25 protein-coding genes and 1 tRNA gene are annotated in these 24,416 nt (G+C 69.3%); 12 read left to right on the top strand and 14 right to left on the bottom strand.

From position 1 onward, the window contains the following. Nucleotides 1-20: 20 nt before the first annotated feature. Nucleotides 21-1,406 (bottom strand): M20/M25/M40 family metallo-hydrolase, encoded by a 1,386-nt coding sequence (locus OMP43_RS06755; protein WP_280278962.1) that lies wholly within the window; start codon nucleotides 1,404-1,406, stop codon nucleotides 21-23. A 326-nt stretch (nucleotides 1,407-1,732) separates the two neighbouring features. Here OMP43_RS06755 and OMP43_RS06750 point away from each other — a divergent pair, with 326 nt between their 5' ends. Together OMP43_RS06750 and lgt are read left to right on the top strand one after the other, a co-directional pair. Beyond that, entirely contained in the window at nucleotides 1,733-3,685 is a 1,953-nt protein-coding gene (locus OMP43_RS06750) for an AAA family ATPase (protein ID WP_280278961.1), read from the top strand. Between the two features lie 81 nt (nucleotides 3,686-3,766). Next, nucleotides 3,767-4,597, top strand: a complete 831-nt coding sequence (gene lgt / locus OMP43_RS06745) for a prolipoprotein diacylglyceryl transferase (RefSeq protein ID WP_280278960.1) — start codon at nucleotides 3,767-3,769, stop codon at nucleotides 4,595-4,597. Here the strand turns inward: lgt and pncB are convergent. The 4 genes from pncB to OMP43_RS06725 are packed head-to-tail and all read right to left on the bottom strand — an operon-like array spanning nucleotide 4,594 to nucleotide 8,553. Continuing rightward, on the bottom strand, nucleotides 4,594-5,898 hold the full coding sequence (gene pncB / locus OMP43_RS06740) for a nicotinate phosphoribosyltransferase (RefSeq protein ID WP_280278959.1): 1,305 nt from the start codon (nucleotides 5,896-5,898) through the stop codon (nucleotides 4,594-4,596). The genes lgt and pncB overlap by 4 nt on opposite strands. A 14-nt stretch (nucleotides 5,899-5,912) precedes the next feature. Continuing rightward, nucleotides 5,913-6,806: a hypothetical protein gene (locus tag OMP43_RS06735; protein ID WP_280278958.1), complete on the bottom strand. Its 894-nt coding sequence runs from the start codon at nucleotides 6,804-6,806 to the stop codon at nucleotides 5,913-5,915. An 11-nt stretch (nucleotides 6,807-6,817) separates the two neighbouring features. After that, complete coding sequence (locus tag OMP43_RS06730; protein WP_280278957.1) at nucleotides 6,818-7,810, bottom strand: SPFH domain-containing protein; 993 nt, start codon at nucleotides 7,808-7,810, stop codon at nucleotides 6,818-6,820. After that, complete coding sequence (locus OMP43_RS06725; protein ID WP_280278956.1) at nucleotides 7,810-8,553, bottom strand: NUDIX domain-containing protein; 744 nt, start codon at nucleotides 8,551-8,553, stop codon at nucleotides 7,810-7,812. The genes OMP43_RS06730 and OMP43_RS06725 overlap by 1 nt, the downstream gene beginning before the upstream one ends. Before the next feature lie 73 nt (nucleotides 8,554-8,626). Here OMP43_RS06725 and OMP43_RS06720 point away from each other — a divergent pair, with 73 nt between their 5' ends. The 6 genes from OMP43_RS06720 to OMP43_RS06695 all read left to right on the top strand — a co-directional run bounded on the left by OMP43_RS06720 (nucleotide 8,627) and on the right by OMP43_RS06695 (nucleotide 13,161). Continuing rightward, nucleotides 8,627-9,211, top strand: coding sequence for an isochorismatase family cysteine hydrolase (locus OMP43_RS06720; protein ID WP_280278955.1), 585 nt, complete (start codon nucleotides 8,627-8,629; stop codon nucleotides 9,209-9,211). After that, on the top strand, nucleotides 9,211-9,756 hold the full coding sequence (locus tag OMP43_RS06715) for an RNA 2'-phosphotransferase (protein WP_280278954.1): 546 nt from the start codon (nucleotides 9,211-9,213) through the stop codon (nucleotides 9,754-9,756). Before OMP43_RS06720 ends, OMP43_RS06715 begins: the two co-directional genes overlap by 1 nt. 163 nt (nucleotides 9,757-9,919) lie before the next feature. After that, nucleotides 9,920-9,993, top strand: a tRNA-Gly gene (locus OMP43_RS06710). Between the two features lie 94 nt (nucleotides 9,994-10,087). Then, nucleotides 10,088-11,539 carry a DUF5597 domain-containing protein gene (locus OMP43_RS06705; protein ID WP_280278953.1) on the top strand — a complete coding sequence of 484 codons (1,452 nt, stop codon included), beginning with the start codon at nucleotides 10,088-10,090 and terminating at the stop codon, nucleotides 11,537-11,539. Nucleotides 11,540-11,581: 42 nt separating this feature from the next. Further along, nucleotides 11,582-12,418 (top strand): diacylglycerol kinase family protein, encoded by an 837-nt coding sequence (locus tag OMP43_RS06700; protein WP_280278952.1) that lies wholly within the window; start codon nucleotides 11,582-11,584, stop codon nucleotides 12,416-12,418. Further along, on the top strand, nucleotides 12,415-13,161 hold the full coding sequence (locus tag OMP43_RS06695) for a metallophosphoesterase (protein WP_280278951.1): 747 nt from the start codon (nucleotides 12,415-12,417) through the stop codon (nucleotides 13,159-13,161). The genes OMP43_RS06700 and OMP43_RS06695 overlap by 4 nt, the downstream gene beginning before the upstream one ends. Here OMP43_RS06695 and OMP43_RS06690 read toward each other — a convergent pair whose 3' ends face one another. From OMP43_RS06690 to OMP43_RS06680, 3 genes are all read right to left on the bottom strand, one after another. Then, complete coding sequence (locus OMP43_RS06690) at nucleotides 13,162-13,542, bottom strand: VOC family protein (RefSeq protein ID WP_280278950.1); 381 nt, start codon at nucleotides 13,540-13,542, stop codon at nucleotides 13,162-13,164. It lies immediately after the preceding gene. An 82-nt stretch (nucleotides 13,543-13,624) separates the two neighbouring features. Further along, a complete protein-coding gene (locus OMP43_RS06685) occupies nucleotides 13,625-15,004 on the bottom strand; it encodes a DUF1501 domain-containing protein (protein WP_280278949.1) in 1,380 nt (459 codons plus the stop codon). 12 nt (nucleotides 15,005-15,016) lie between these two features. After that, complete coding sequence (locus OMP43_RS06680; protein WP_280278948.1) at nucleotides 15,017-16,663, bottom strand: DUF1800 family protein; 1,647 nt, start codon at nucleotides 16,661-16,663, stop codon at nucleotides 15,017-15,019. Nucleotides 16,664-16,959: 296 nt separating this feature from the next. Here OMP43_RS06680 and OMP43_RS06675 point away from each other — a divergent pair, with 296 nt between their 5' ends. From OMP43_RS06675 to OMP43_RS06660, 4 genes are read left to right on the top strand one after another with little or no spacing between them, the layout of a single operon-like run. Further along, nucleotides 16,960-17,520: a MarR family transcriptional regulator gene (locus tag OMP43_RS06675; RefSeq protein WP_280278947.1), complete on the top strand. Its 561-nt coding sequence runs from the start codon at nucleotides 16,960-16,962 to the stop codon at nucleotides 17,518-17,520. A 34-nt stretch (nucleotides 17,521-17,554) separates the two neighbouring features. Then, on the top strand, nucleotides 17,555-18,250 hold the full coding sequence (locus OMP43_RS06670) for a DUF4166 domain-containing protein (protein ID WP_280278946.1): 696 nt from the start codon (nucleotides 17,555-17,557) through the stop codon (nucleotides 18,248-18,250). Then, complete coding sequence (locus tag OMP43_RS06665) at nucleotides 18,247-18,672, top strand: hypothetical protein (protein WP_280278945.1); 426 nt, start codon at nucleotides 18,247-18,249, stop codon at nucleotides 18,670-18,672. The genes OMP43_RS06670 and OMP43_RS06665 overlap by 4 nt, the downstream gene beginning before the upstream one ends. Continuing rightward, nucleotides 18,669-20,276, top strand: coding sequence for an SDR family oxidoreductase (locus OMP43_RS06660; RefSeq protein WP_280278944.1), 1,608 nt, complete (start codon nucleotides 18,669-18,671; stop codon nucleotides 20,274-20,276). Before OMP43_RS06665 ends, OMP43_RS06660 begins: the two co-directional genes overlap by 4 nt. Here OMP43_RS06660 and OMP43_RS06655 read toward each other — a convergent pair. The 6 genes from OMP43_RS06655 to OMP43_RS06630 all read right to left on the bottom strand — a co-directional run bounded on the left by OMP43_RS06655 (nucleotide 20,273) and on the right by OMP43_RS06630 (nucleotide 24,112). After that, nucleotides 20,273-20,758: a hypothetical protein gene (locus OMP43_RS06655; protein ID WP_280278943.1), complete on the bottom strand. Its 486-nt coding sequence runs from the start codon at nucleotides 20,756-20,758 to the stop codon at nucleotides 20,273-20,275. The genes OMP43_RS06660 and OMP43_RS06655 overlap by 4 nt on opposite strands. Nucleotides 20,759-20,841: 83 nt before the next feature. Continuing rightward, nucleotides 20,842-21,399, bottom strand: a complete 558-nt coding sequence (gene rpsI / locus OMP43_RS06650) for a 30S ribosomal protein S9 (protein ID WP_280278942.1) — start codon at nucleotides 21,397-21,399, stop codon at nucleotides 20,842-20,844. Next, the gene (rplM, locus tag OMP43_RS06645) at nucleotides 21,399-21,878 is read right to left on the bottom strand and encodes a 50S ribosomal protein L13 (RefSeq protein WP_280278941.1); all 480 of its coding nucleotides are present in this window, start codon (nucleotides 21,876-21,878) and stop codon (nucleotides 21,399-21,401) included. Before rplM ends, rpsI begins: the two co-directional genes overlap by 1 nt. 133 nt (nucleotides 21,879-22,011) lie before the next feature. Next, the gene (locus tag OMP43_RS06640) at nucleotides 22,012-22,770 is read right to left on the bottom strand and encodes a hypothetical protein (protein WP_280278940.1); all 759 of its coding nucleotides are present in this window, start codon (nucleotides 22,768-22,770) and stop codon (nucleotides 22,012-22,014) included. Further along, nucleotides 22,770-23,084, bottom strand: a complete 315-nt coding sequence (gene cutA / locus OMP43_RS06635) for a divalent-cation tolerance protein CutA (RefSeq protein WP_280278939.1) — start codon at nucleotides 23,082-23,084, stop codon at nucleotides 22,770-22,772. Before cutA ends, OMP43_RS06640 begins: the two co-directional genes overlap by 1 nt. After that, nucleotides 23,081-24,112, bottom strand: a complete 1,032-nt coding sequence (locus tag OMP43_RS06630) for a COX15/CtaA family protein (protein WP_280278938.1) — start codon at nucleotides 24,110-24,112, stop codon at nucleotides 23,081-23,083. The genes cutA and OMP43_RS06630 overlap by 4 nt, the downstream gene beginning before the upstream one ends. Nucleotides 24,113-24,416 lie beyond the last annotated feature (304 nt).

The following is a 24,416-nucleotide window of genomic DNA, read 5'->3' as shown; positions in this document are numbered from 1 at the left end:
AATGAGTCCTCGACTCGGGTTTATTGCGTCAGGCCCTTGAGCAGGAACTTGTAGTAGGTGATCGACGGCGCGATCTCGCTGAGCGGGGTGCGCTCGTTGAGGCCGTGGGCGAAGCTGTCCGACCCCTTCATGAAGATCGGGCTGACGCCGTAGCTCGGCACGCCCTTGGCGCGGAACCACATCGAATCGCTGGCGCCCGCCGACATCGCCGGCACGATCGGCACGCCGGGGAAGCGGGCGTGGATGCCGTCCGAGACCAGCTTCATCAGGTCGGGCCGCAGCGGCGAGGCGGGGCTGGCGACGGTGCCGCTGTCGAGCGTCCTGAGCTTGAGCTCGGGGTCGCCGACCACCTTGGTCAGCGTCGCCGCTACGGCCGCGACCGAGGTGCCCGGGAAGATGCGGCAATTGATGTTGGCGGTGGCGCGCTGGGGCAGCGCGTTGGTCGCATGGCCGGCATTGACCATGGTGGCCACGCAGGTGGTGCCGGTCTGGCCGATCAGCCCGGGCTCCGAACGCAGCACGGCGAGCGCCTTGGCATCCCGCTGATTGGCCATGAACGCGCGCATCGCCGCGGCCATCTCCGGATCGGCGGTCTTCGCGCCCTGGACGAAGCCGGCGCGGGTGATGTCGTTGATCTCGCCGGGGAACTGATATGCCTCGATCTTCGCCAGCGCATGGGCGAGCGAATAGATGGCGTTGCTCCTGGTCGGCGCGCTCGAATGGCCGCCCGGATTGGTGAAGGTCAGCTCGTAATCGGCATAGGTCTTCTCGGCGCCCTGCAGTCCGAAGATCTCGGGCTTGCCGTGCTCGTCGAGCGCGCCGCCGCCGCCGTCGATGTTCAGGAGCAGCTCGCCGTCATGATATTGCTCGGCCATCGCGGCCGTGGTCTTCATGCTGGTCTCCTCGTCGCCCGAGGCGAGGAGGATGATGTCGCGCGACGGCCTATAGCCTTCGCGCTTCAGCTGGATCAGCGTGGCGACCATCGTCGACAGGTCGTACTTCATGTCGGTCGCGCCGCGGCCGAAGATATAGCCGTTCTCGACGATCGGCGTGAACGGATCGCGGGTCCAGTCTTCCGGCCTTGCCTCGACCACGTCCATATGGCCGGAGATGTAGATCGGCTTGGCCGCCTTGTCGGTGCCCGGATAGCGGGCCGCCATCCAGGCGGTGTCGCCGATCCGCTCGATGCGGATGTCGGCGGGATCGAAGCCGCCGGCGACGAGCTGGGCTTTCAGATAGGCGGCATAATCGGACGTCTGGTTGCCCGGCCCGGCGACGGTGCGGAAGGCGATGCCGCGCTTGAGCAGCTCGAGCGCCTGCGCCTCCGCCTGGGGATTCTGCTGCGCCCGGGCGGCGGTTCCGGTGAACGCCATCGCGACCAGCGCCGCACCTGCCAGAACCCGCATTACCCGTGTCTCCCATTGCCTGGGCGCGACGCTAGCGCCGGACCGGGGCAGGTCAAACTTGAAATTGCTCGGAAACGCGCGTAGGAGCCCGCCCCGGCCGGGGGACCATTTCCGCCCGGCGATGTGGAGAAATGACGTGTTGGACACGAACGCCCGAAACGGCCTTCTGCCCTGCGTCGCTTCGTTCCGATAGTGCTCGCCTGAGCGCTGTGGGAGCCGAGCGGCGCCCGCAGCATCCGTCTCGATAAACCAGTCAGAGAACCGCGCCGGCCGATGCCGCGCGTCGTGAAGACGCGCGCCTGCGCCTGGGGCGAGCACGGGAATTTATGCACGAACATCAGATCGTCCGGCGGATGCTCCGCCGGATCGGCCGGAACCTGCCGGCCACGGCACCGCTCGCCAAGGCGGTGCACGAATGGGCGCTGCCGCATGTCGACTGGCTCACCGGCTCGGCCGTGGGGGGCGAGGATATCGGCTGGGAGGCGCTGCACGCGGCGACGCTGCGCTGGCGGCCGCTCGGCGAGGTGCGCCCGCAGGTGCTCCAGATCGCCGACGAGTTGGCGTTGCTGCTCGGTTTCGGGCCGCTCGACCATGGGCTGCTCGAGTTGATGATCGCGGCCCGGCGGCTGCCGCGCGTCTATGGGCTGGTCGAGGTGCTTTGCGGCGTGAGCATCGACCTGCCGGGGCTGCTCGGCACGCTTGCCGGGGCCGAGCCGGTCGATGCCGGGCGGCTGGCGCGGCGCTCGGCGGCGGTGCGGCTCGGGCTGGCGAGCTTCGGCCATGACTATCAGGGCCGGGACGAGATCAGCCTGAGCTGGTCGCTCGAGCGGGTGCTCGACGCGGCGCCGCGGCCGGGCCGGCCGCTGCTCGAGGCGCTGGCCGGCCCGTGCCAGGTCGCGCGGCTCGGGCTCGACGACTTCGCGGTGGAGGAGGCGGACTATCTGGTCCGGCTGCTCCGCGGTGCGTTGGCCGAGCAGGCGGCGGGGATCAACCTGCTGATCCACGGGCCGCCCGGCACCGGCAAGACCGAGTTCGCGCGGACTCTCGCCGCCGCGGCGGGCGCGCGGCTGCACGCGGTGGCCGAGGCGGACGAGGACGGCGCCGAGCCCAGGCGCTGGGAGCGCATCGCGGCGATGCAGCTCTCCCAGCGCGTGCTCGGCGGGCGGCGTGGTGCCGCGCTGCTGTTCGACGAGATGGAGGACCTGATCGGCGAGGCCAGCCCGAGCGACGGCGACTGGTTCCAGAAGCGCACGGGCAGCAAGGTGTTCGTCAACCGGATGCTGGAGACCAACAAGGTGCCGGTGATCTGGACGACCAACGCGATCGGCAATGTCGACGGCGCGATCCTGCGGCGGATGAGCCATGTGCTGAAGCTGGGCCTGCCTTCGCGCGGCGCCGGGCAGCGGATGCTGGCGCGCGTGGCGGCGGACGAGGGCGTTACCCCGGGGCACGGCTTCGCCCGCCTGCTCGACGCCGCGCCCGAGGCGGCGACGGTGCTGCGCGTGGCGACGCGGGCCGGAAGGCTGGCGGGCGAGGCGGATGGCGGGGTGCGCTCGGCCGAGGCGCTGGTCAAGGCGCTGCGGGGCGGCGAACTGCCGCAGCCTGGGCCGGGCCTGCTCGACGTGGCGCTCTACGAAAGCGATCCGCCCGTGGCGGAAGTGATTGAGGGCATCGCGGCGGCGGGCGCGGCCGATGTCTCGCTGCTGCTCACCGGGCCGCCGGGCACGGGCAAGACGGCGCTCGCCTGGCACCTGGCGCGGCGGCTCGACCGGCCGCTGGTGGTGAAGCGCGCTTCGGACCTGCTGTCCAAATGGGTCGGCGAGACCGAAGCGAACATCGCCGACGCCTTTGCCGAGGCGCGGCGGCGGGGCGGGGTGCTGCTGTTCGACGAGGCGGATTCGCTGCTCTTCGACCGGACGACGGCGCAGGCGAGCTGGGAAGTGGGGCAGGTCAACGAGCTGCTCACGTGGCTCGACCGGCATCCGCTGCCGGTGGTCGCTGCGACCAACCGTCCGGGGAAGCTCGATCCGGCGACGTTGCGGCGGTTCGTGTTCAAGCTGGCGTTGCGGCCGCTGGGGCGGGAACGGTCGGCGCGGGCATTCGCGCGCTTCTTCGGGATGGACGCGCCGGCGGGGCTCGACGGGCTGACGCCCGGCGACTTCGCGGTGGTGGCGCGGCAGCTCCGGCACCGGCCGGCCAGCGGCGCGGCGGACATCGTCGCGCGGCTGCGGGCGGAAGCGGCGGGCCGGCCCGGCGCAGCGTCTCCGATCGGGTTCTGACGGATCCGATCAGGGCGGCCCGGCGCGATTGTCCGGTCGTCCGGGCTCGACTAGGGAATCATGACGCGAAGGGGGATTTCGATGCTTGCATTTGCCGGTGCCGCGGCGGCGATTCATTTCGACCGGCTCGGCCTTTCGCCCGTCGCGCTGGACCTCGGCTTCTTCCAGCTGCGCTGGTACGCGCTCAGCTATCTCGCGGCGATGCTGCTCGGCTGGTGGTACATGCTCCGCCTGATCCGCCAGCCCGGCGCGCCGCTCGACCGGCGGCAGGTCGACGATCTCGTCTATTACATCTTCGCCGGCGTGATCCTGGGCGGCCGGCTCGGCTATTGCCTGATCTATCGGCCGGAGATCTGGGCGCATCCGCTCGACGTGCTCAAATTATGGGAAGGCGGCATGTCGTTCCATGGCGGCTTCGTCGGCGTGATCGCGGCGCTGTGGCTGTTCACCAGGCGGCAGGGCCTGTCGATGCTGCTTGTGTGCGACTATGTCGCCTGTACCACGCCGTTCGGGCTGATCCTGGTCCGGATCGCCAATTTCGTGAATGGGGAACTATGGGGCCGGCCGAGCAGTCTGCCCTGGGCGATGGTGTTTCCCGGCACGGGAGACGGCATCCCGCGCCATCCGAGCCAGCTCTACGAGGCGGCGCTGGAGGGCGGCGTGACGATGCTGGTGCTGGCCTGGCTGTTCTGGCGGACCGATGCCCGGCTCGTCCCTGGCCGCCTGGTCGGCGCGGGGCTGGTGCTGTACGGGTCCGCCCGCTTCCTGCTGGAGTTCCTGCGCCAGCCCGATGCCGGGCTCGAGCATCTCTGGTGGGGGCTGACCATGGGGCAGACGCTGAGCCTGCCCATGGTCCTGGCCGGCCTCTGGCTGGTCGCCCGCCCAGCCGTGCGGATGCCTGCCGCTTCCTAGACCGCCACGTCCTGCGCCGTCCGGCCTTCGCCGCCGAAGATGCGCAGATAGCGGGCGATCTCGGCCGGATCGCCGGTGGCCTTTGAGGGATTGTCGGAGAGCTTGACCGCCGGGCGGCCGTTCGCGCTGGTCACCTTGGCGACGAGCGAGATCGGCTCGAGCTCGTGGCCGCCCGCCGGATCGCAGCCGCGGAAGTCGTTGGTCAGGTTGGTGCCCCAGCCGAAGCTCATCCGCACCCGGCCGTGGAAGTGGCGATAGGTCGCCTCGATGCTGTCGACGTCCATGCCGTCGGAGAAGATCAGCAGCTTGGTGCGCGGATCGCGGCCGCGCGCCTGCCACCAGGCGATGATCTGCTCGCCGCCTTCGATCGGCGGCATCGAATCGGGGCGGAAGCCGGTCCAGTCGGCAACCCAGTCCGGCGCGTCGCGCAGGAAGGCGGTGGTGCCGAAGGCATCGGGCAGGGCGACGAGCAGGTTGCCGTCATAATGGGCGCGCCATTCCTCCAGCACCCGATAGGGCGCGGCGGCGACTTCCTCGTCGGTCTCCGCGAGCGCGGCGAGGACCATCGGCAGCTCGTGCGCATTGGTGCCGATCGCCTCCAGGTCGTTGTCCATCGCGAGCAGCACGTTCGAGCTGCCGATGAAGCGGCTGCCCAGGCCTTCCTTCAGCGCCTCCACGCACCAGCGCTGCCACAGAAAGCCATGGCGGCGCCGCGTGCCGAAGTCCGAGATCACCAGGTCGGGAAGCTGGCGCAGGCGCTCGACCTTTTCCCACATCTTCGCCTTGGCGCGGGCATAGAGCACGTCGAGCTCGAACCGGCCCTTGCCCTTCAGCGCGGTGCGCGAGCGGAGCTCGTTGACGATGGCCAGCGCGGGGATCTCCCACATCATCGTGTGGGTCCAGGGGCCGGCGAAGTGCAGCTCGAACTGGCCATCGACCCGGTGCAGGTCATATTCGGGCAGCTCGAAATCGGCGAGCCAGGCGATGAAGTCGGGCGCGAACATGCGCTGCTTGCCGTAGAAGCTGTTGCCCGCCAGCCAGATGAGCTCCTTCTTCGAGAAGCGCACGGTGCGGGCATGATCGAGCTGGGCGCGCAGCTCGGCCTCGTCGATCACTTCGGCCAGGCGGACGCGCTTCGTGCGGTTGATCAGCGAGAAGGTCGCCTGCACGTCCGGGTGCAGATGGCGGATCATCTGCAGCATCAGCAGCTTGTAGAAATCGGTGTCGAGCAGGCTGCGGACGATCGGATCGAGCCGCCAGCCATGATTGTAGACGCGGGTGGCGATATCGGTGACGGGCAAGGCTTCCTCCGGATTCAGCCGGTTACGAGATGCAGGGCGTGGGCCGCCGGGCCCAGCGATACGCGACGACCCCAGTCGAACGCCAGAAAGTCCTGCTCCATGCCGTCGGCGAAGATCACCCCTCCGTCGTTCATGCGGGAGGTGACCTGGAGCGGGGCCCGGGCGAGCTTGCCGGCGCGCATCGCCGTGCCGGTGGCGATGCTGGGGAAAGGCTCGCGGACGAACCAGGCGACCGCCCGCTCTTCGGGGGTGAGCGGCAGGCGGTTGCCGGTCGCCTCCATGATCGAGCGGGCCCAGCCGGTGGCGCCGGTGCCCGAGGCGACGATCAGCCCGCTCGAGCTGTGATCCTCGTGCGCGGTGCCGTCGGCGATGCTGTAGCGCGCCGACTGGTGGCTGCGATGGCCGACAAACACTTCGTTGAGCGCGAGCAACCGCTCGCCGGTGTCGAGCGCGGCCTCGACCATCGTGCGCGGCTCGACCGGGGCGGAACCGGCGACGCTGGCGCGCAGCAGCTCGGCGAGATGGCGGAGCGGCACCCGGACCAGCACGCCGTCATAGAGATCGGGCGCGGGATTGATGCCGAGCACCGGCTGGCCGGTGAGGTACTTCGCGACGTTGGCGACCAGCCCGTCCTGGCCGACCGGGACGATCACGTCCTCTGGGCCGAACAGGAAGCGATCGAGATCGCCGCGCTGGACATGCGCCTGGCGCCAGTCGTCGGGCACCCGGGTGCGTGCCTGCTTGAGCGCGTCGTGGAGTTGGCGATCGCGTTCCTCGAGCGTCTCGATCTTCTGGCCGCGCGTTTCGAGGAAGAAGCGGGCCTGCTCGCGCGTGGCATGACGGGCGAGCAGGCCGGCATAGTCGCTCTCGCGGGTGACGAACACGGCGCGGGGGCTGTTGGTGGGCATGATGCCGCCTCTCAGGCCGCCGGCAGTGCCGCCGGGGCGGCATGGTCGCGCCGGAACTCGCCGACCAGGCTGGCGAGCAGGTCGGGCGTAACGTTGACATGCTCGATCGTATCGAGCTTGCCGGCCAGCTCGCGCGCGGCGAGCCCGAGCAGCACCGCGGGCGGCAAATCGCGATAGACGGCGATGTGCGCCTGCTCAGCCTCCGCCTTCGCGCCTTCGACCGTGCGGATGCGTTCGGCTTCGGCGGCCGCCTCGACCTGCTGGGCTTCGGCGGCACCCGTGGCGCGGGTACGGGCATTCTCCGCCTCCTCGGCGATCAGCTGCTTCTCGCGCCGGGCGAGCTCGGTGCGGTTGGCCAGCTCGTTCTCGGCAATCGCGCGCTCCTTCTCGACCGCCAGGGCGCGGCGCTCGAAGGTCGCTTCGTCGGCCTTTTGCTGGAGCGCCTCGAAGGTTGGCGTCTGCAGTGCGCGTTCGAGTTCGGCGGAGGGGGCGAGGTTGGTCAACCGGATCGCGGCGACGGCAAGGCCGATCTCGGCAAGCGCGGGGTCGCGGCCCAGCGCGGTCTCCAGCGCAAGCCGGAGCGGCTCGGGCCCGGCATCGAGCAAGGTGCGCACCGGCGCCTGGGCGAGATATTGCAGCACCGCCTGGTTGACGAGCCCGGCGAGGCGCGTTTCGATCCGCTGGATCGGCTCCGCGAGCCAGACGCCCGAGCGCAGGCCGATGCTGAAATCGACACGGCTGGCAAGCAGCTCGGGATCCGCGACGCGCCAGGTTAGCGTGCCCTGGACCGCGACGGTCTGGAAATCCTGGCTGCGACCCTTGACGAAGATCGCCATCTCACGGTCGTCCATCGGCAGCTCGGCGATGCTCGCGGTCTCCGGCCGGAACCAGAAGACCAGCCCGCGCCCGCTCTGGCGCACCCGGCCCTTGCGATAGCGCAGGACATGGTTGCTCGCATCGGCGCGAAGCTGCGCGGCGAAGGGGAAATTGCGGATATAGGCCATCATTGCTCTCCCTGGTTCGGGTTACGGTACCGATAGAGTTCGGCGGGGCGGAACGAAGCGCCGGTCTCGCGCTCGCCGGTCGGCTCCAGCCAGCCGCGATCGAGCATGCGGCGGCGGAAGGCGGGCTTGTTGAGGCGAGTGTCGAGGATTGCCTCGTACACGTCCTGGAGCGCGCGCAGCGTGAAGCGCTCGGGCAGCAGGGCGAAGGCGATGCCGGAATAGTCGAGCTTGCCGCGCAGCCGCAGCATCGCGACGCCGAGCATCTCGCCATGGTCGAAGGCGAGAGCGAGCGGCGCTCCCTCGGCGGGCCGGACCTCGACCGGGCCGCCGGCCTCGCCCTGCCAAGGCACGGTCAGCTCGGCGAGCGCCAGCTCGGGCGCGGCCTTGAGCGCGGCGGCGAAGGCGGTGGCCGGGATCAGCGCGAAATAGGCGACGCTGATGATCCGCATGCGGGGATCACGGTCGACCGCGCCGAAGGTGTAGAGTTGCTCGACCCAGGCATCGGCCATGTGCGCCTTTTCGGCGAGGATGCGGCGCGCGGCCGCGTCCAGGCTCTCGCCGATGCCGACGAACCCGCCGGGCAGCGCCCAGCAGTTCTGGAACGGATGCTGGTCGCGGCGAGTGAGCAGCACGGCGGGAGCGCCGTCGACCACGCTCATCAGGATCAGGTCGACCGCCACCGACGGGCGCTCGAACGCCGCCGGATCATAGCTTTCGAGAAAGGCGGCTTCGCCCATTCGCATCACCTTATATCCATCTTGCGCTTTACTTATGTGCGAATAAGATATATGTCAAATACGGAACCGGAGACGGGTGATGAAAAATTTTGTGATCGTGGTGGACATGCAGCGGGATTTCGTGGCGGCGGACGGCGCGCTGCCGGTGCCGGGTGCCGGGGATATCGTCGCGCCGATGCGGGACTGGCTGGCCGGGCTGCGGCCGGAGAAGACCGAGGGTGTTCTGTTCACCTTCGATACGCATGTGCCCGAAATCTACGCGGCGTCCGAAGAGGCGAAGCAGTTCCCGCCGCATTGCGTGAAAGGCACGCCGGGCTGGCAGCTGGTGGTCGATCCAGGTGCGGTCGATCCGGCGATCCCGACCTGGCGGCTGGAAAAGGGCGTGTTCGACATGTGGGCCGAGGAGGGGATCGGGGTCGCGCCGATCGACGGCGACCGGCTCCGGTCACGCAACCGGTTCTTCGGCGATCTCGCTCGGGCCGGGATAGAGGAAGTGACGGTGATCGGTGTCGCGGCGGACTATTGCGTGCGCTGGGCGGTGGAAGGGCTGCTCGAGCGGGCCTTCAACGTGACGGTGCCGTCGACGCTGACGCGCGGCATCGAGCGCCAGATCGACAGGGTTGCCGTGGAGCAGTGGCCGGAGCGGCCGGTGGAGATCGAGTGATGGGCGACATTCGCAAATCGAAGATGCTGTCGCTCTGGCTGCGGCACGACCCGGGGGCGGGCGGGCTGGTGCTCGATGCTCAGGGCTGGACCGAGGTGGACGCGGTGCTGGCGGGGCTCGCCCGGGCGGGCGTCGCCTGCGGCTGGGACGAGCTACTCCGGCTTGTGGAGGAAAGCGACAAGCAGCGCTTCGAGCTTTCCGGCGACGCGGCGCGGATCCGGGCGCGGCAGGGGCATTCGGTGGCGGTGGCGCTCGACTGGCCGCGCACCGCGCCGCCGGCCCTGTTGTGGCATGGCACGGTCGCGCGTTTCCTGCCGGCGATCCTGGCGGAGGGACTGAAGCCGATGCGGCGCCATCACGTCCACCTCTCGGGCGATCGCGATACTGCGACGCGCGTGGGGCAGCGGCGCGGGGCGCCGGTGCTCCTGGCCGTGCGCGCGGCGGCGCTTGCCGAAACCGGCCGGGATTTCTTCCTTACCAGCAACGGGGTGTGGCTTACCGAGGCGGTGCCGCCCGCGTTCCTCGAACCTTGGGAGCCGAAATGATGCGTGCCGATCGCGTGCCCTCGCTATGGGAGTGGTTGCTGCTCTGGGTGTGCCTGAAGCTGTTGTTCCGCAGGCGCCGGCCGCCGCCGCACCACCTGAAGCTCCGGCACTGAGCGGAGCGGCTTGACAGAATCGGCAAAAGCGGGGATTTCGGCGGGCCCGAGCGGGTATGGTGAAATGGTATCACAGGAGCTTCCCAAGCTTCTAGCGCGGGTTCGATTCCCGCTACCCGCTCCAACTTCCCCTTGATTCCGAAACAGTTGCCGCGAATCGCGGGCGATGCGCCATGCGTGGTTCCCACGCGCGATTAAATCAGACTATTGTGCAAGCCATGCTCCGCTGGCTCTCCGCGCTCGCCCTTTTCCTCGCCGCCCCCGCATTCGCCCAGGTGCCGCATCTGGAAGGCGGGCGGCTGATCGTCGACGGGAAGCCGTTCCTGATCCGCGGAGGCGAGCTGGGCAATTCCTCGGCCACCGATCGCGCCTGGCTGGCGCCGCACTGGCCGCGGCTCAAGGCGCTGCATCTCAACACGGTGCTGGCGCCGGTGACCTGGGAGGCGATCGAGCCGGAGGAGGGCAGGTTCGACTTCGCCGGCCTCGACTGGCTGATCGAGGATGCCAGGGCCCATGACATGCGGCTGGTGCTGCTCTGGTTCGGCACCTGGAAGAACAGCATGTCGACCTATGTGCCCGCCTGGGTGAAGCGTGACGGCAAGCGCTTTCCGCGCTCGACCGGCAAGGACGGGCAGCCGCAGGATATCCTCTCGGTGTTCGGCGCGGCGACGCGCGATGCTGATGCGCGGGCCTTTGCCGCGTTGATGAAGCATCTGAAGGCGATCGACGGCGACCGGCACACGGTGCTGATGGTGCAGGTGGAGAATGAGATCGGCTTCCTGCCGACCGCGCGCGAGCACGGCCCGCTGGCGGATGCCGCCTTCGCGAAGTGGCGGGGCGGCGAGGAGGCGTTCACCGCCCATCATTATGCGCGCTGGGCCAATGCCGTGGCCGAGGCGGGCAAGCGCGAATATCGGCTGCCGATGTTCGTCAACGGCGCGCAGGGGCGGCCGGGCAAGCTGCCGGGCGACTATCCGAGCGGCGGGCCGCTCGCGCACCTGATGCGGACATGGAAGGAAGCCGCGCCCGCGATCGACATGCTCTCGCCCGACATCTACTTCCCGAACTTCGCCGGCATCGCCGACGGCTATGCCGTGCCGGGCAACCCCTTGTTCGTGCCCGAGGCCAATCAGGCGGGCGACCCGCGCGCGCCGGCCAATGCGATGCGCGTGATCGGCAAGCACGGCGCGATCGGCTTCAGCCCCTTCGCGATCGAGAACATCGCCGACCGGGACCGGCTGGGCGGTTTCTACGCGATGCTCGAGCAGCTGACCCCGGCGCTGTTCGCCGCCCAGGCGCGTGCGGGGTTCGCGCCGCCGGTCAGCTTCGAGGGCGTGGTCGACAGTGCGCCGCAGGCGGCGACGCTGGGCGGCTATGCGCTGACCATCGGCTTCGTCGATCCCTGGACGCCGAAGGACAAGCAGGAGCCGGGCGAGCATGGCGGGATCCTGCTCTGGCTGGGTGGCGAGGACTATCTGGTCGCGGGCAGCGGGATCACGGTGACCTTCGGGCCGCGCACCGGCCTGGATTTCGTCGAGGAAGGCAGGTTCGTCGACGGGAAATGGGTGGCCGGCCGGAAGCTCAACGGCGACGAGACGCATCAGGGCCGGCACGTCCGCCTGCCGCCCGGGCAGTTCGGCATCCAGAAGGTGCGGCTCTATCGTTATTGAGACCCGAGTGAGCCAAATCATATCCCGAGCGTTACGATCCTGATGGAAAGACTCTGGTTCATTACCAACCCCGGCTCGGGATCGACCACCAAGGCCAAGTGCGATGCGCTCGAAGCCGTGTTCGCGGAGCGCGGGCTGACGCTTGTCGGCCGCACCGCGTTTCCCGCCGAGGCGATGCCCGACGGCGCGGAGCTCGACCGGGACAGGGTCGACACGGTGGTGCTGTTCGCGGGCGACGGGACGATCAACGCCGCGCTCTCGGCGCTGCGGACCTGGGAGGGCAGCTTCCTGATCCTGCCGGGCGGGACCATGAACCTGCTCGCCAAGTCGCTGCACAGCACGCTCGATCCCCAGGCGATCATCCAGGCCGCGCATGACGAGACGACGCGCATCGCCTTGCCCTATATCCAGGCGGCCGGGAATCGCGCGTTCGTTGGGCTGATCATGGGGCCGGCCACCGCCTGGTTCCGCGCGCGCGAGGCAGTGCGCAAGGGCGCGCTCAGGCGGCTGTTCCAGGCCGCGAACGTCGCGTGGAGCCGTACCTTTGGCGGCAGCGGAATTCGCGTCTCGGGCGTGTCGGCGCTTGCGGGCCGCTATCAGGCGGTGTTCGTCCGGCCCGAGCGGGGCGAGCTGCACGTGGCGGCGGTGGATGCGCGCGACTGGAGCGCGATCGTGCAGCTGGGCTGGGAATGGCTCACGGGCGACTGGGTCGCGGCGCATGCGGTGAGCGAGAGCCTTACCCGCGAGCTTGCCGCCCGCGGGAAGAAGCCGGTGCTGGCGCTGTTCGACGGCGAGCCGGTGTCGCTCGCACCGGGAACCCCGATCACGGCGGGGATGAGCCGCAAGGCCTTCATCGCGACGCGCGCAGGGCTGGGATGACGCGGCTCTTCCACGTCAGCGACGTCCATTTCGGGCGCGAGGATCGCGCCGCGGTCGACTGGTTCGCCGCGCGGGTCCGCGAGGAGCAGCCCGACGCGGTGATCGTGACCGGCGACCTGACCATGCAGGCGCGGGCAAGGGAATTCTCGGCCGCGGCGCAGTGGCTCAAGGGCCTTGGCCGGCCGGTTACAGTGGAGGTGGGCAATCACGACCTCCCCTGGTTCAACCTCTGGGCGCGCTTCGTCACGCCCTATAAACGCTACCACGCGCTCGAACGGATGATCGAGCGGCCGCTCGACATGAAGGGCGTGGCGGTGGTGCCGCTCAAGACCACCGCGCGCTTCCAATGGCGGCTCAACTGGGCGAAGGGCTATGTCAGCACCCGGGCGTTGCGGGCATCGCTGGCGCTGGTCGAAGCGGTGCCGCCGGGCGGCCTGGTGTTCGTCGCCTGCCACCATCCGCTGGTGGAGGGCGGCACCCGGATGACTTCGGAGACGCATCGGGGGCCGGAAGCCCTGGGCGCGCTGGCCCAGGCCGGGGTGGACGCCGTGCTCACCGGCCATGTCCATGACCCGTTCGACATCGAGCGGCGGATCGGCGAGCGCACGGTGCGGCTGATCGGGGCGGGCACCCTGTCCGAGCGCGTGCGGGCGCGGCCGCCTTCGTTCAACGAGATCAGCGTGGCGGGCACGGGCTTCTCCACCCGGGCGCGGTTCATGGGGGAGGGGAGCGTTCCCCTCTGATCACCGTTTCGAGATGTCCTGCCCGAACACCAGCAGATTGCCGTCCGGCGCCACCACCATCAGCTCGCGCTGACCATAGATCTGGTCGACCGGCCCATGGATGTCGCCATCGTTGAGCAGGGATGCCTTGGGCTTCAGCTCCGCGGCGATCGCCTCCACATCCTCCACGTCGACATAATAGCAGAAGCGGCGATTGCCCGGCGGAGCGCCATCGTCGCCGACATTCTCCAGCAGGCGGAACCCCGCCTGCTCGCGCTGGACATAGGCATAGTTGGACGTGCGGAAATAGAGCGTGAAGCCCAGCACCTCGGTGAAGAACCAGACGGCCTTCTCGAAGTCCGGCACATGCATGAACGGTGTAACGCGATAGAGATTGGCCATCGTCCGCCTCCCCGAAAGGCGCGCCCCATTACCGGAGCGGAACGATAGCGCAATCCCGATACGCAGTTAAGCGCGGGACAACCTAAGTTCGGAACAGGCCCAGCGGCCCGCGCCCGCCCGTGCTCCAGGTCGACCAGTTGGGGAAGACATAGGGCAGGTCGGCATCGGCGACGCCGTGCCAGCGGGCGATCGCGCCGATATATTCCTCCTGCGCCACGCCGGGCACGAAGCGGCCCTCGCTGCTCACATCTGTCGCGCCGCCGAGCACCGGGTCCGGATAGGCGCCGAAGATGCCGCCGGGCGCGACATTGCCGCCCACCACCAGGTGATTGCTGCCCCAGGCATGATCGGTGCCGTTCTGGGCATTGCCGCGATAGGTGCGGCCGAAGTCGCTCATCGTGAAGCTGGTGACGTTCTCGGCCATGCCGATCGCCTGCATCGCGCGGTGGAAGCCGGCCAGCGCCATGGCGAGGTCGCCGAGCAGGCCCGCATGGGTGCCGGTGTCGTTGTTGCCGCCATTGGTCTGGCCCGAATGATTGTCGTACCCGCCCTGGCTGACGAAGAAGGTCTGGCGGCCATGGCCCAGGCTGCCGCGCGCATCGATCATCCGGGCGACGCGCATCAGCTGGCGCGCGACGTCGCTGGTGAGCGCGGCGCCGGTCGCGGGATTGACGAAATAGCCGTCGAGCGCGCTGTTCGCCGAGATGATCGTGTTGGCGGTGGTCGCCTGGTCATAGCTGGCATTGATGTCGCGCGCGCTCGCCTCCGCGACGTCGCCCAGGCCGGTGGCGGAGGAGAAGCTGGCGAGCGCGGCGTTCTTGGCGTTGTTCGCCGCGTTGCTCATGCTCGAATAGCCCGAGCGGGTGAGCGTGCCGGTGGACGGCAGCACCAGCGCCGAGCTGGTCTTGCCGATCACGGCCAGGTTCGAGCCGGCGATCGAGATCATCGACGGGACCGCGCCCGTGCCCATCCGGTCGGTCAGCCGCCCCATGAAGCCGTCGGTGGCGAAGTCGCGGGCGCGCAGGCCCTGCCAGTGCGCCTGCTCGTCCGAATGGCTGAGCAGGTTCATCGGGCGCAGATCGGCGCGCGACTGATAGGTCGCCTTGGTGAGCGGCGCATAGAGCGTGCCGGCATTGAGGACGAGCGCCAGGCTGCCTTCGTCCCAGAGCGGGCGCAGCGCCGCCATCGCCGGATGGAGCGCATAGGGCGCGCCGGTCAGCGCGGTGAGCTGGCTCGCCTTGATGCCCACGGTGCCGCGTGAGGCCAGATACTGGGCATGCCGGGCATCGGTGGGGATCACCATGTTCCAGCCGTCATTGCCGCCGAACAGGAACACGCCCACCATCGCGCGATAGCTGCCGCTCGGCGCGGCGATGGCGGTGGTGCGGCCGAGCTGGCCGATCGCGGCGAGCGCGCCGGTGCCGGCGGTGACCTTGAGGAAGTCGCGTCGGGAAATCGTCATCGGTCCGGCTCCTCAGCGGTCGACCAGGAACATCGGGCTCGTGGCCGCGACGTAGAGCATCATCTGGGCGCGGCGGCGCGCCTGGACATTCGCATCGGCATTGGTGATCGGCGTGGCGGCGGCCTTGAGCGCGTCCTTCTGCGCCTGGTTCAGCGTATTGGCGAACAGGGTCAGGTCGATGCGGGAGACCATCGCGTCGAGATCGGTGCCATAGGCTTCCCAGCTCGCCCATAGCGGCTGGGTGAGCGAGGACATGGGCAAGCCGGAATCGAGCGCATATTCGCTGCGACTGGCATCGCCCGAGACGGTCCAGTCATAGACGAAATTGTGCCAGCGCAGCACGTTGGAGGTGTTGAGCAGCTTCGAGGCCGGGCTCTTCAGCACGGTGGATCCGGGCAGCGGGAAATCGTCCGGATAGAAGTTGAACACCGAGGGCGCGCGGAACACCGGCTGGCCGAGATTGCTGTCGCGGGTCGTGAAGACATAGCCGTCGGTCGCGAAGCCGATCGCGCGGGCGAGCGCGGTCATCAGCAGCACCGGTTCCTTGAGCTTGCCGCTGGTGCCGGTGGGGGCTGCGCGCGCCGCGCCGTCGAGCAGGACGGCGCGGACCACCGCCTTCATGTCGCCGCGCACGCCCTTGCCATTGTCGGCGAACACCGCCGCCACGCGGCCGATATAGGCCGGGCTCGGATTGGCGGTGACGAGGTGGACGATCATGTGGCGCGCGACGAAGGGCGCGGTGGAGGCGTTGTTGAACGCGGCATCGACCACCGCCGCGACACTGGCTTCCTGCGTGGCACCCGCGGCGACGGTGACGCCGAGGAACTTCTTCTCCGTCGTATCGTAGCGCGTCGCGACCTGGATCATCGGCTTGGCATAGTCGCGGGCATTGCCGTCGGTGATCGCGGCGCCGCCGACCCGGGCATAGGTCCAGCCGGTCAGCGCCCTGGCGACGCCCTTGATGTCGTCGGTGGCGTAATTGGGAACGGCCGCGCCGCTGCCGTCGCGCTTCAGGCTGCCGTCCATGTTCAGCTGGTCCGGCCCCATCGAGAACAGCTGGAGCAGCTCGCGGGCGTAATTCTCCGACGGGCCCGACTTGTTGCTGTCGGCCATGTCGAGATAGTCGCCCATATAGCCGCTCATCGTCACCTGCTGGAGGATGTCGCGGTAATTGCCGAAGGCGTTGGCGAGGAAGATCTGGTTGAACGCGGCGATGCCCGCCGTCGAATTCACCTCGGCTTCGGAGGCGACGATCATCTGGCCGAGCGCGAAGGCGGTGCGCTGGCGCAGCTGGTCGGAGCCGGCGACGGCGTTGGCGTAGAAGCGCATCGCCACCGGCGTGCGGCTGAAATGGGCGCGCGAGCAGACCGTGTCGTTGCTCGCGCAAAAATCGCGACGCACTTCGGTGGCGAGATCGGCATAGGAACTGCTGGATGCGGCGAGTTGCTCGTCGACCCAGGCAGTGGCGCCGAGCTGCCTGATCCGCGCGACCAGATCGGGGGTGGGGCCGAAGCTTGCCTGCTTGGCGAGGCGCGCGGCATCCCCCTCGGTGAAGACGGCGGGCGCGGGCGTCGGCGCGGGTGCCGCGACCACGCCGCCGCCACCGCCGCCCGAGGCCCCGCCTCCTCCGCCCGAATCGCAACCCGCGAGCGCGAGCAAGCCAAGCGCCGCGCCAAGCACGGCCGGTTTTCTTTGCCGGAACACCAATTTCCCCCGCCCGCCGCGAGAAGCCGCAGCCTGCACGGGTCTGCATAGTTTGCCGGCGGATTCCCAACAACCTGCAGAAATACCTAAGGCGGGGTTCAGTGCGATTGCAACGGGCGCAATGCCGCTGGCTTGGCCGATGGTTGCGCTCTCGTAATGGCGCGGCCGGCGACGAAGCGAGCCGAATGCGGGATGGAACGCCCGATGCGAAGGCGGTTGACTCCCCGGCAATCGTGTCTCATATTTCTGTTATGACAGAAACTACGGACAATGCTGTTCAGTTGCCGATCGCGGTGCAGCAGTTCGTGCTGCACTGGGGCGAGATGGGCGGGCAATGGGGCGTCAACCGCTCGGTCGCGCAGATCCACGCGCTGCTCTATCTCTCCGATCGCCCGCTCAATGCGGAGGAGATCAGCGACACGCTGCGCATCGCGCGGAGCAACACGTCGAACAGCCTGAAGGAGCTGCTCGGCTGGAAGCTGATCCGCCGGGTGCCCGTGATGGGCGACCGGCGCGACCATTATGAGGCCGAGGTCGACCTCATGCAGATGCTGACCCGCATCGCCCAGGGCCGCAAGGAGCGTGAGATCGATCCGGCGGTGGCGGCGCTGCGCGTGTGCACCGAGGAAGCCAGGCGCGACGGCCGTATCTCCGCCGTCGCGCGCGGACGCATCGAGGCGATGCAGGATTTCGTCGTCACGATCGACGATTGGTACCAGCAGATGATGAGCGTGCCGCCGGGGCGGCTGATGATGCTGATCCGGCTGGGCAAGCGGGTCCTGGCGTTTCTGCCGAAGAGCAAGTCCGAATAGCGACCGGGTGGCCGCGGAAAGGGTGGCGATGGGAATGCCGATCGGAGCTGCGGCCCATGGCTATGTGCCGGGTTCGCTGGCCCGCTATGCCGGCTGGCGCCGCAGGCCGGCGCCATGCCGCGACGATGCCGAGAGCCCCTTCGCCCGGCTGCTCGGCGAGCGCTGGCTGTTCCTGCCGCCCGCGACGCGCCGCCGTTTCCTGCGCAAGATCGAGGCGGGGGCCTGTGTCTCCTATCTCGGCGAAGTCGCCGAATGCCGGATCAGCCGGGCGGGATGGGTGCTGGCGCAGGCCGCGCGGCTGATCGGCGCGCCGCTGCCGCTCGGCGCGGACCTGGGGGTGTCGGCGAGCGTGAGCGTGACGGCCGATGCCGATGGCCAGGGGCAATATTGGACGCGGCAATATGGCCGTGCACAGGGTTTTCCACAGGTTATCCACAGCGCCAAGCGCTTTGCCGGGCCGACGGGAATCGAGGAATATCTGGGGCTTGGCGTGGGGATCGCGCTCCGGCTCGAGGAGGCGGGCGGGGCATTGCTGTTCGTCGGCGACCATTATTTCCTGAAGCTGGGCGGGCTGCGCCTGCGGCTGCCCGGCTGGGCGATGCCGGGGCAGTTGACGGTGGGGCATATGGACATTGGCGGCGGACGGTTCCTGTTCAGCCTCGACCTGGTGCATCCTTGGCTTGGCGAGCTGGTCCACCAGCTCTGCGTGTTCGCGGATCCGGCGGAATGAAGGAGGATCTGCGCGTTCTGCTCGCGGCTCTGGCGGCAATTCTCGCCCCCGCGATGCTGGGCACGGTCATTCTTGCGATGGCCGTGGGCTACTGGAACTGGTCGGGCATGGCGTTGGGGTTCGGGATCGGGTGCGTGATTGCGTTCCTGCACCTTTTCTTTCTGGGCTGGCCTGCCTGGTTCGCGATGTCGAGGCGGATGCCGATGCGCTGGTGGAACGCCGGGGGGCTGGGGCTCGTGGTGGGCCTCGCCCCGGCGGCCCTGCTCTCGATACTGCTCGCCGGGCCGCGCGTATCGGTCAGGGATTGGCAGGATACCGCAAGGATTTTGCTCTTCTGTGCTGCCTGCGGTGCAAGTGCGGGACTGTCGGTCCGAGCGGTGCGCGGCGTCGATCCGCGATTGGGTACGGGGACGCGGGGATGAGCCGCATCCTCGTCATCGGCGGCTATGGCGGGTTCGGCGCGCGGCTGAGCCGGCGGCTGCTCCGTGCCGGGCACCGGGTGCTGGTGGCAGGCCGGCGCTTCGACCGGGCGGCGGCCTTTTGCGCGGGGCTGGAGGGCGCCGAGCCGGTGGTCGCGGACCGGACCAGCGGCATCGGCATGGTGCTGGCGCGCGAGCGGCCCGAACTGGTGATCGATGCCGCCGGCCCTTTCCAGGGCAGCGGCTATACCGTGCCCGAAGCGTGCATCGCGATGCGCATCCCCTATCTCGACTTGGCGGATTCGCGCGATTTCGTGACCGGGATCGCGGCGCTGAACAAGGGCGCCGAGGTGAAGGTGCCGGTCGTCAGCGGAGCCTCGAGCGTGCCGGCGCTCTCGGGCGCGGTGGCGCGCGCGCTGGCGGAGGGGCTGGCCCGGGTCGAGCGCGTCGACATCGCGATCAGCGCCTCGAACCGGGCGGTGGCGGGGCCCGCGGTGGCGGCGGCGATCCTTTCCTATGTCGGCAGGCCGGTGCGCGTCTGGCGCGGCCAGCGCTGGACGCGGGCTACGGGCTGGCAGGAGCTGCGCCGCGAGCATTTTGCCATTGAAGGCGGCGGCGCGCCGCTACGCCGCTGGATCGCGCTGGCCGAAGTGCCCGACCTCTCGCTGTCGCCCGATCTGCTGCCCGGCCGCCCCGCCACGACTTTCCGCGCCGGCACCGAGCTCGGCTTCCAGATGCTCGCCCTGTGGCTGCTGAGCTGGCCGGTCCGCTGGGGCTGGTGCGGCACGCTGCGCGGCGCGGCACCCTGGCTGCACAAGCTCCAGCGGATCACTGGCTGGGCGGGGGGCGACCGATCGGCCATGTCGGTGACTCTGGTCGGGACGGGCGTCCGCCGGCGCTGGACGCTGATCGCGGAGAAGGGAGACGGGCCCGAAATTCCCACGCTGGCGGCGGAACTGCTGGCCGAGGACATTCTGGCCGGCCGCGTGCCGCCGGGCGCGCGGGATGCCAGCCGGCTGCTGACGCTCGACCGGTTCGAGCCGCTCTTCGCCGGGCTGGCCATCCGCCACGCGGTGTGCGAGCGCCCGGTCGAGCCGCTCTATTCCCGGGCGATGGGCGCGCGCTTCGCCGGGTTGCCGGAGCAGGTGCGCGCCATGCACGCGCTGCACGGCGATGCAGGGGCGACCGGGGAAGGGGAGGTGCGCCGGGGCGCCGGGCTGGCCTGGCTGGTCGGGCGGGTGATGGGGTTTCCGCCGAGCGGCAGCTATCCGCTGCGCGTCGCCTTCGCGGCCAGGGGCGGCAAGGAACGCTGGACCCGCGACTTTGGCGGCCACGCCTTTTCCAGCGAGCTCGGCCAGGCGGGGCAAGGTGTCGCCGAGCGCTTCGGCCCGCTGCGCTTCGCCTTCGACCTGCCCTCGGATGGCGACGGGTTGCGGATGGTGTTGCGGCGCTGGAGCGCGTTCGGCGTGCCGATGCCGCGCCTGCTGGGCCCGCGGATCGCCGCGCGCGAATGGCAGGAGGACGGGCGCTTCCGCTTCGAAGTGGGGGTGGCCCTGCCGCTGCTCGGCGAGGTGGTCCATTATGCCGGCTGGCTGGAGCGCGCCTAGCGCAGCCAGCGCGCCATTTGCGGATAGGCGGGGAGGCCGAGCGTCGCGGCCTGATGCGGTTCGGCGGCCATGCCGAAATATTGCAGCATCGGCGGCCCCGGGCCCGCGCCGTTGTCGAAAGCGAGCGCCAGCGCCTCGCCGCCGCCGAGATAGCCATCCGGATGGAACAGCGTGCGCGTGTCGATCCCGATCGCGCGGGCGGCGGCATAGGACCAGGCGATGGCCGCCATCTCCTCGCCGGGATCGTCGCGGACCGCGCATAGCGTCGGGCGATCGGCGGGATCGGTGACGGCGACATGGCCGGCCTCGTGGAGCAGGTCGCCGGGATGGAAGGGGCGGGCGGGGTCGAGCACCAGCCCGCCGCTTCGAATCTCGATGCCGGGCAGGAAGCTGTCGCCCGCGATCCCGCCCCGAGAAACCGGGATCCCGATCTCGGCCAGAAAATCCAGGATACGGATCGTGTCGGGGTGATCGAGCGACATGGCGCCAAACTAGCGGCTTGGACCAGATACGAAAAGGGCGGCCCGTCGCCGGACCGCCCCTTCGTTGTTCCGTGAAGAACCGCTTAGCGCTTCGAGAACTGGAAGCTGCGGCGAGCCTTGGCCCGACCGTACTTCTTGCGCTCGACCGTGCGGCTGTCGCGGGTCAGGAAGCCCGCGCGCTTCACCGGGGTGCGCAGCGCCGGCTCATACTTGGTGAGCGCCTGGCTGATGCCATGCTTCACCGCGCCGGCCTGGCCCGAAAGGCCACCGCCCTTGACGGTGCAGACCACGTCATACTGGCCCTCGCGCTCGGTGATGCCGAACACCTGGTTGATGACGAGACGCAGCGTCGGACGCGCGAAATAGACTTCCTGGTCACGGCCGTTGATCGTGATCTTGCCGGTGCCCGGCTTCAGCCACACGCGGGCGACGGCGTCCTTGCGGCGGCCGGTCGCATAGGCGCGGCCGAACTTGTCGAGCTCCTGCTGGCGCAGCACGGCCGGGGTCGACGGCTCGTCCAGCTGGCCGGCGAGATACGCCTCGGCGCGGTTGTCGGACGAAGCCTGGGCCTCGGTGGCCACGGCCTGCTCGCCGGCGGCGATGGCGCCGAGATCGGAAAGGGACTGGCGGTTGTCGGACATTATGCGCCCACCTTGTTCTTGCGGCTCATGCCGGCGATGTCGAGGACCTGCGGGTTCTGCGCTTCGTGCGGATGCTCGGCACCGTTATAGATGCGCAGGTTGCGCATCTGCTGGCGGCCGAGCGGACCGCGCGGGATCATGCGCTCCACGGCCTTTTCGAGCACGCGCTCCGGGAAACGGCCCTCGAGCACCTTGCCCGCGGTGATCCCCTTGATGCCGCCCGCATAGCCGGTGTGCTTGTAGTACACCTTCTGCGCCAGCTTCTTGCCGGTGAACCTGATCTTGTCCGCGTTGATGACGATGACATTGTCACCGCAATCGACGTGCGGGGTGAAGCTCGTCTTGTGCTTGCCGCGCAGGACGTTGGCGATCACGACGGCGGCGCGGCCGACGATCAGGCCGTCGGCATCGACGATGTGCCACTTCTTCTCCACCTCGGCCGGCTTGGCCGACTTGGTGGTCTTCATCAGCGCCTTCATGGGCGAGACCTTTCGAGTATGAAACGCAAGCGCGCCACCCTTCCGGGCAGCGCGGTTGATGGCCCTCTGACGATTCGCGCGGAGAAAGTCAAGAAAAGCGCGGGTTTGCTGACGGGTATTTGGATACCTTGGGCTATTCCGAGGCCGGATCCACGGTGAGCAGCGTGACGCTGACCTTCTCCAGCCCGCCCGCCCGGATGCGCAGCGTCTTGCGGTTGCGTGTGATCAGCCCGGTACGGGGATCCATGTCCGTCACCCGTTCGAGCGTCACGTCGGGGGCATCGGCGCGGACGGTGCTGCGGAACAGGCCGCCCGGCAGCGCGGCGACGGTGCGCTGCCCCTCGAGCGGTATCGTGCCGCCATAGGCCGATTGGCCGGGCAGGCGGACCGGCGTGCTGCCGGGGGTCATCGCCTCGTCCGCGATCAGCGCCACCACGAGCGAGGCGAGCATCGCACGCTGGCGTTCGATCGGCAGCGCGCGGAGCGGAGCGGCGATGCGTGCGGCGAGCTTCTCGCGCTCGGCTGGCGCCAGGGTGCGCCGGGCAGCGGCGGCTTCGGCGACGCGGCGGCAGAAGCGGTCCCACAGGGCCGGCATGTCGTCGATCGCGACGATCGCGCCGCGCGGATCGAGATGGAAGACGAGCGTGCTGCCGGCGAGCGCGCCGAACCCGGCTTCATAGGCGGCACCGGTGCTGTCGGCGGTTTCGCCCGTGCCGGCGCGCAGCACCACTTCGGCGCGATAGCCCATGCCTTCGCGCGTGAAGCGGACATCGCGCTCCATGCGATAGATGCGGGCATCTTCGCGGCGCTCGGTCACCACCCGGATCGGCGCATCCAGTGGCGGGGCGAAGCCCGCCGTGCTCGCCTGGAGGACGATCGCGGTGAGCAGCATCAGCGCGTCTCGCCTTCCACCCAGGCGCCTACCTTCTCGTCGGCCGTCACGGTCCAGCTCTCGATCACCGGCAGCTCATAGGGGTGGAGCGCGGCGATCCGCGCGTGCAGCCGGGTGGCGAGCATCGGGCGGGTCTTGAACAGCACCGGCACTTCCTCCGCCCGCTCCAGCGCGCCGTGCCACAGATAGAGCGAGGTGCAGGGGGCGAGGATGTTGGCGCAGGCGGCGAGATGCTCGGCCAGCACGGCTTCCGCCACCCGCTCGGCATCCGCGCGGTTGGCGAAGGTCACGTAGAAGAGCGTCAGCGCGCTCAAGCGCCGGCTCGGCTGCCGGCGACGTGCGCCCCCCAGACGGCGGCGATCACCACCAGCGCGCCGGTGAGCTGATGGAGCGCGGCGAGCCAGATCGGCACCCCGGCCATCACCGTGGCGATGCCGAGCAGGATCTGGGTGCCGAAGGCGCTGTGGATCGCGATCGAGGCGCGGCGGCTGGCCGCGCGCACCCTGCGCGCGAGCAGGATCAGCCCGGCCACCGTCACCCAGGCCCACCAGCGATGGATGAAATGCACCACCGCCGGATCGGAGAAGAGGACATGGCCCAGGCTCGCGCCCTGCTGGGTCACGCCCGGGAAGAAATGGCCGTTCATCAGCGGCCATTGATCGGTCACCAGCCCGGCATCGAGCCCCGCGACCAGCGCGCCGTAGAAGAGCTGGACGAACAGCACGAGCAGCGCCGCGATGGCGAGGCCGGTCAGCCGGGCGGGGCGCGCCGCCGGGTTGCGGTTCAGCGCCAGCAGGTCGAGCGCGGTCCACACGATGCCGCCCAGCGTGAACAGGGCGGTGAGCAGGTGCGCGGCGAGCCAGAAATGATCGACCGCGGTGCTGGTCCTGTTGAGCCCGGACTGGACCATCCACCAGCCGAGCGCGCCCTGCAGCCCGCCCAGCGCGAGCAGCGCGGTCAGCCGCCAGCCATAGCCCTTCGGAATCTCGCGGCGGACGGCGAACCAGACCAGGGGCAGGAAGAAGGCGAGCCCGATCACCCGCCCGAGCAGCCGGTGGAGATATTCCCAGAAGAAGATGTTCTTGAACTCGGCCAGCGACATGCCGCGGTTGAGCTGCTGATACTGGCCGATCTGCTGGTAATGGGCGAACTCGGCCTGCCACTGCGCATCGGTGAGCGGCGGGACGGCGCCCGACAGCGGCTTCCACTCGGTGATCGACAGGCCGGATTCGGTGAGCCGGGTAATGCCGCCGATCACCACCATCAGCACGATCAGCGCCGCGACGGCGAACAGCCAATGGGCAAGGGCGCGGGGACGGGCGGAGGCGGGAAGCGAAGTCATCTGGAGCACGGGGCGGAGGTCTAGTTCCGATGCGTGGCCAAGGCGAGTCCCGATCCGGACCGATTTGACCATGGATGGAGGTGCGGGCTCGTTTCCGCCCTCTTCGAGATCGCGGGCGAGTGGTGAGCCGGGGTCGGGATCCTGACCAAGCCTCTGAGATTACTTCCGTCATCCCGGCGCAAGGCCGGTGTGACGAAGGAAGGATATGAGTCCCCAATCCAGGGTGAGGACTCCTATTCTCCGGGGCATCCCCGCTATCCTTTCCTCGTCATCCCCGCGCAGGCGGGGATCCAGGGCCACGGGC

Origin of the sequence: Sphingomonas sp. CBMAI 2297 (assembly GCF_029870595.1) — a bacterium.
Classification (GTDB): domain Bacteria; phylum Pseudomonadota; class Alphaproteobacteria; order Sphingomonadales; family Sphingomonadaceae; genus Sphingomonas.
Note: the sequence above shows the minus strand (reverse complement) of the source record. Positions and strands in the feature narration are given on the sequence as shown.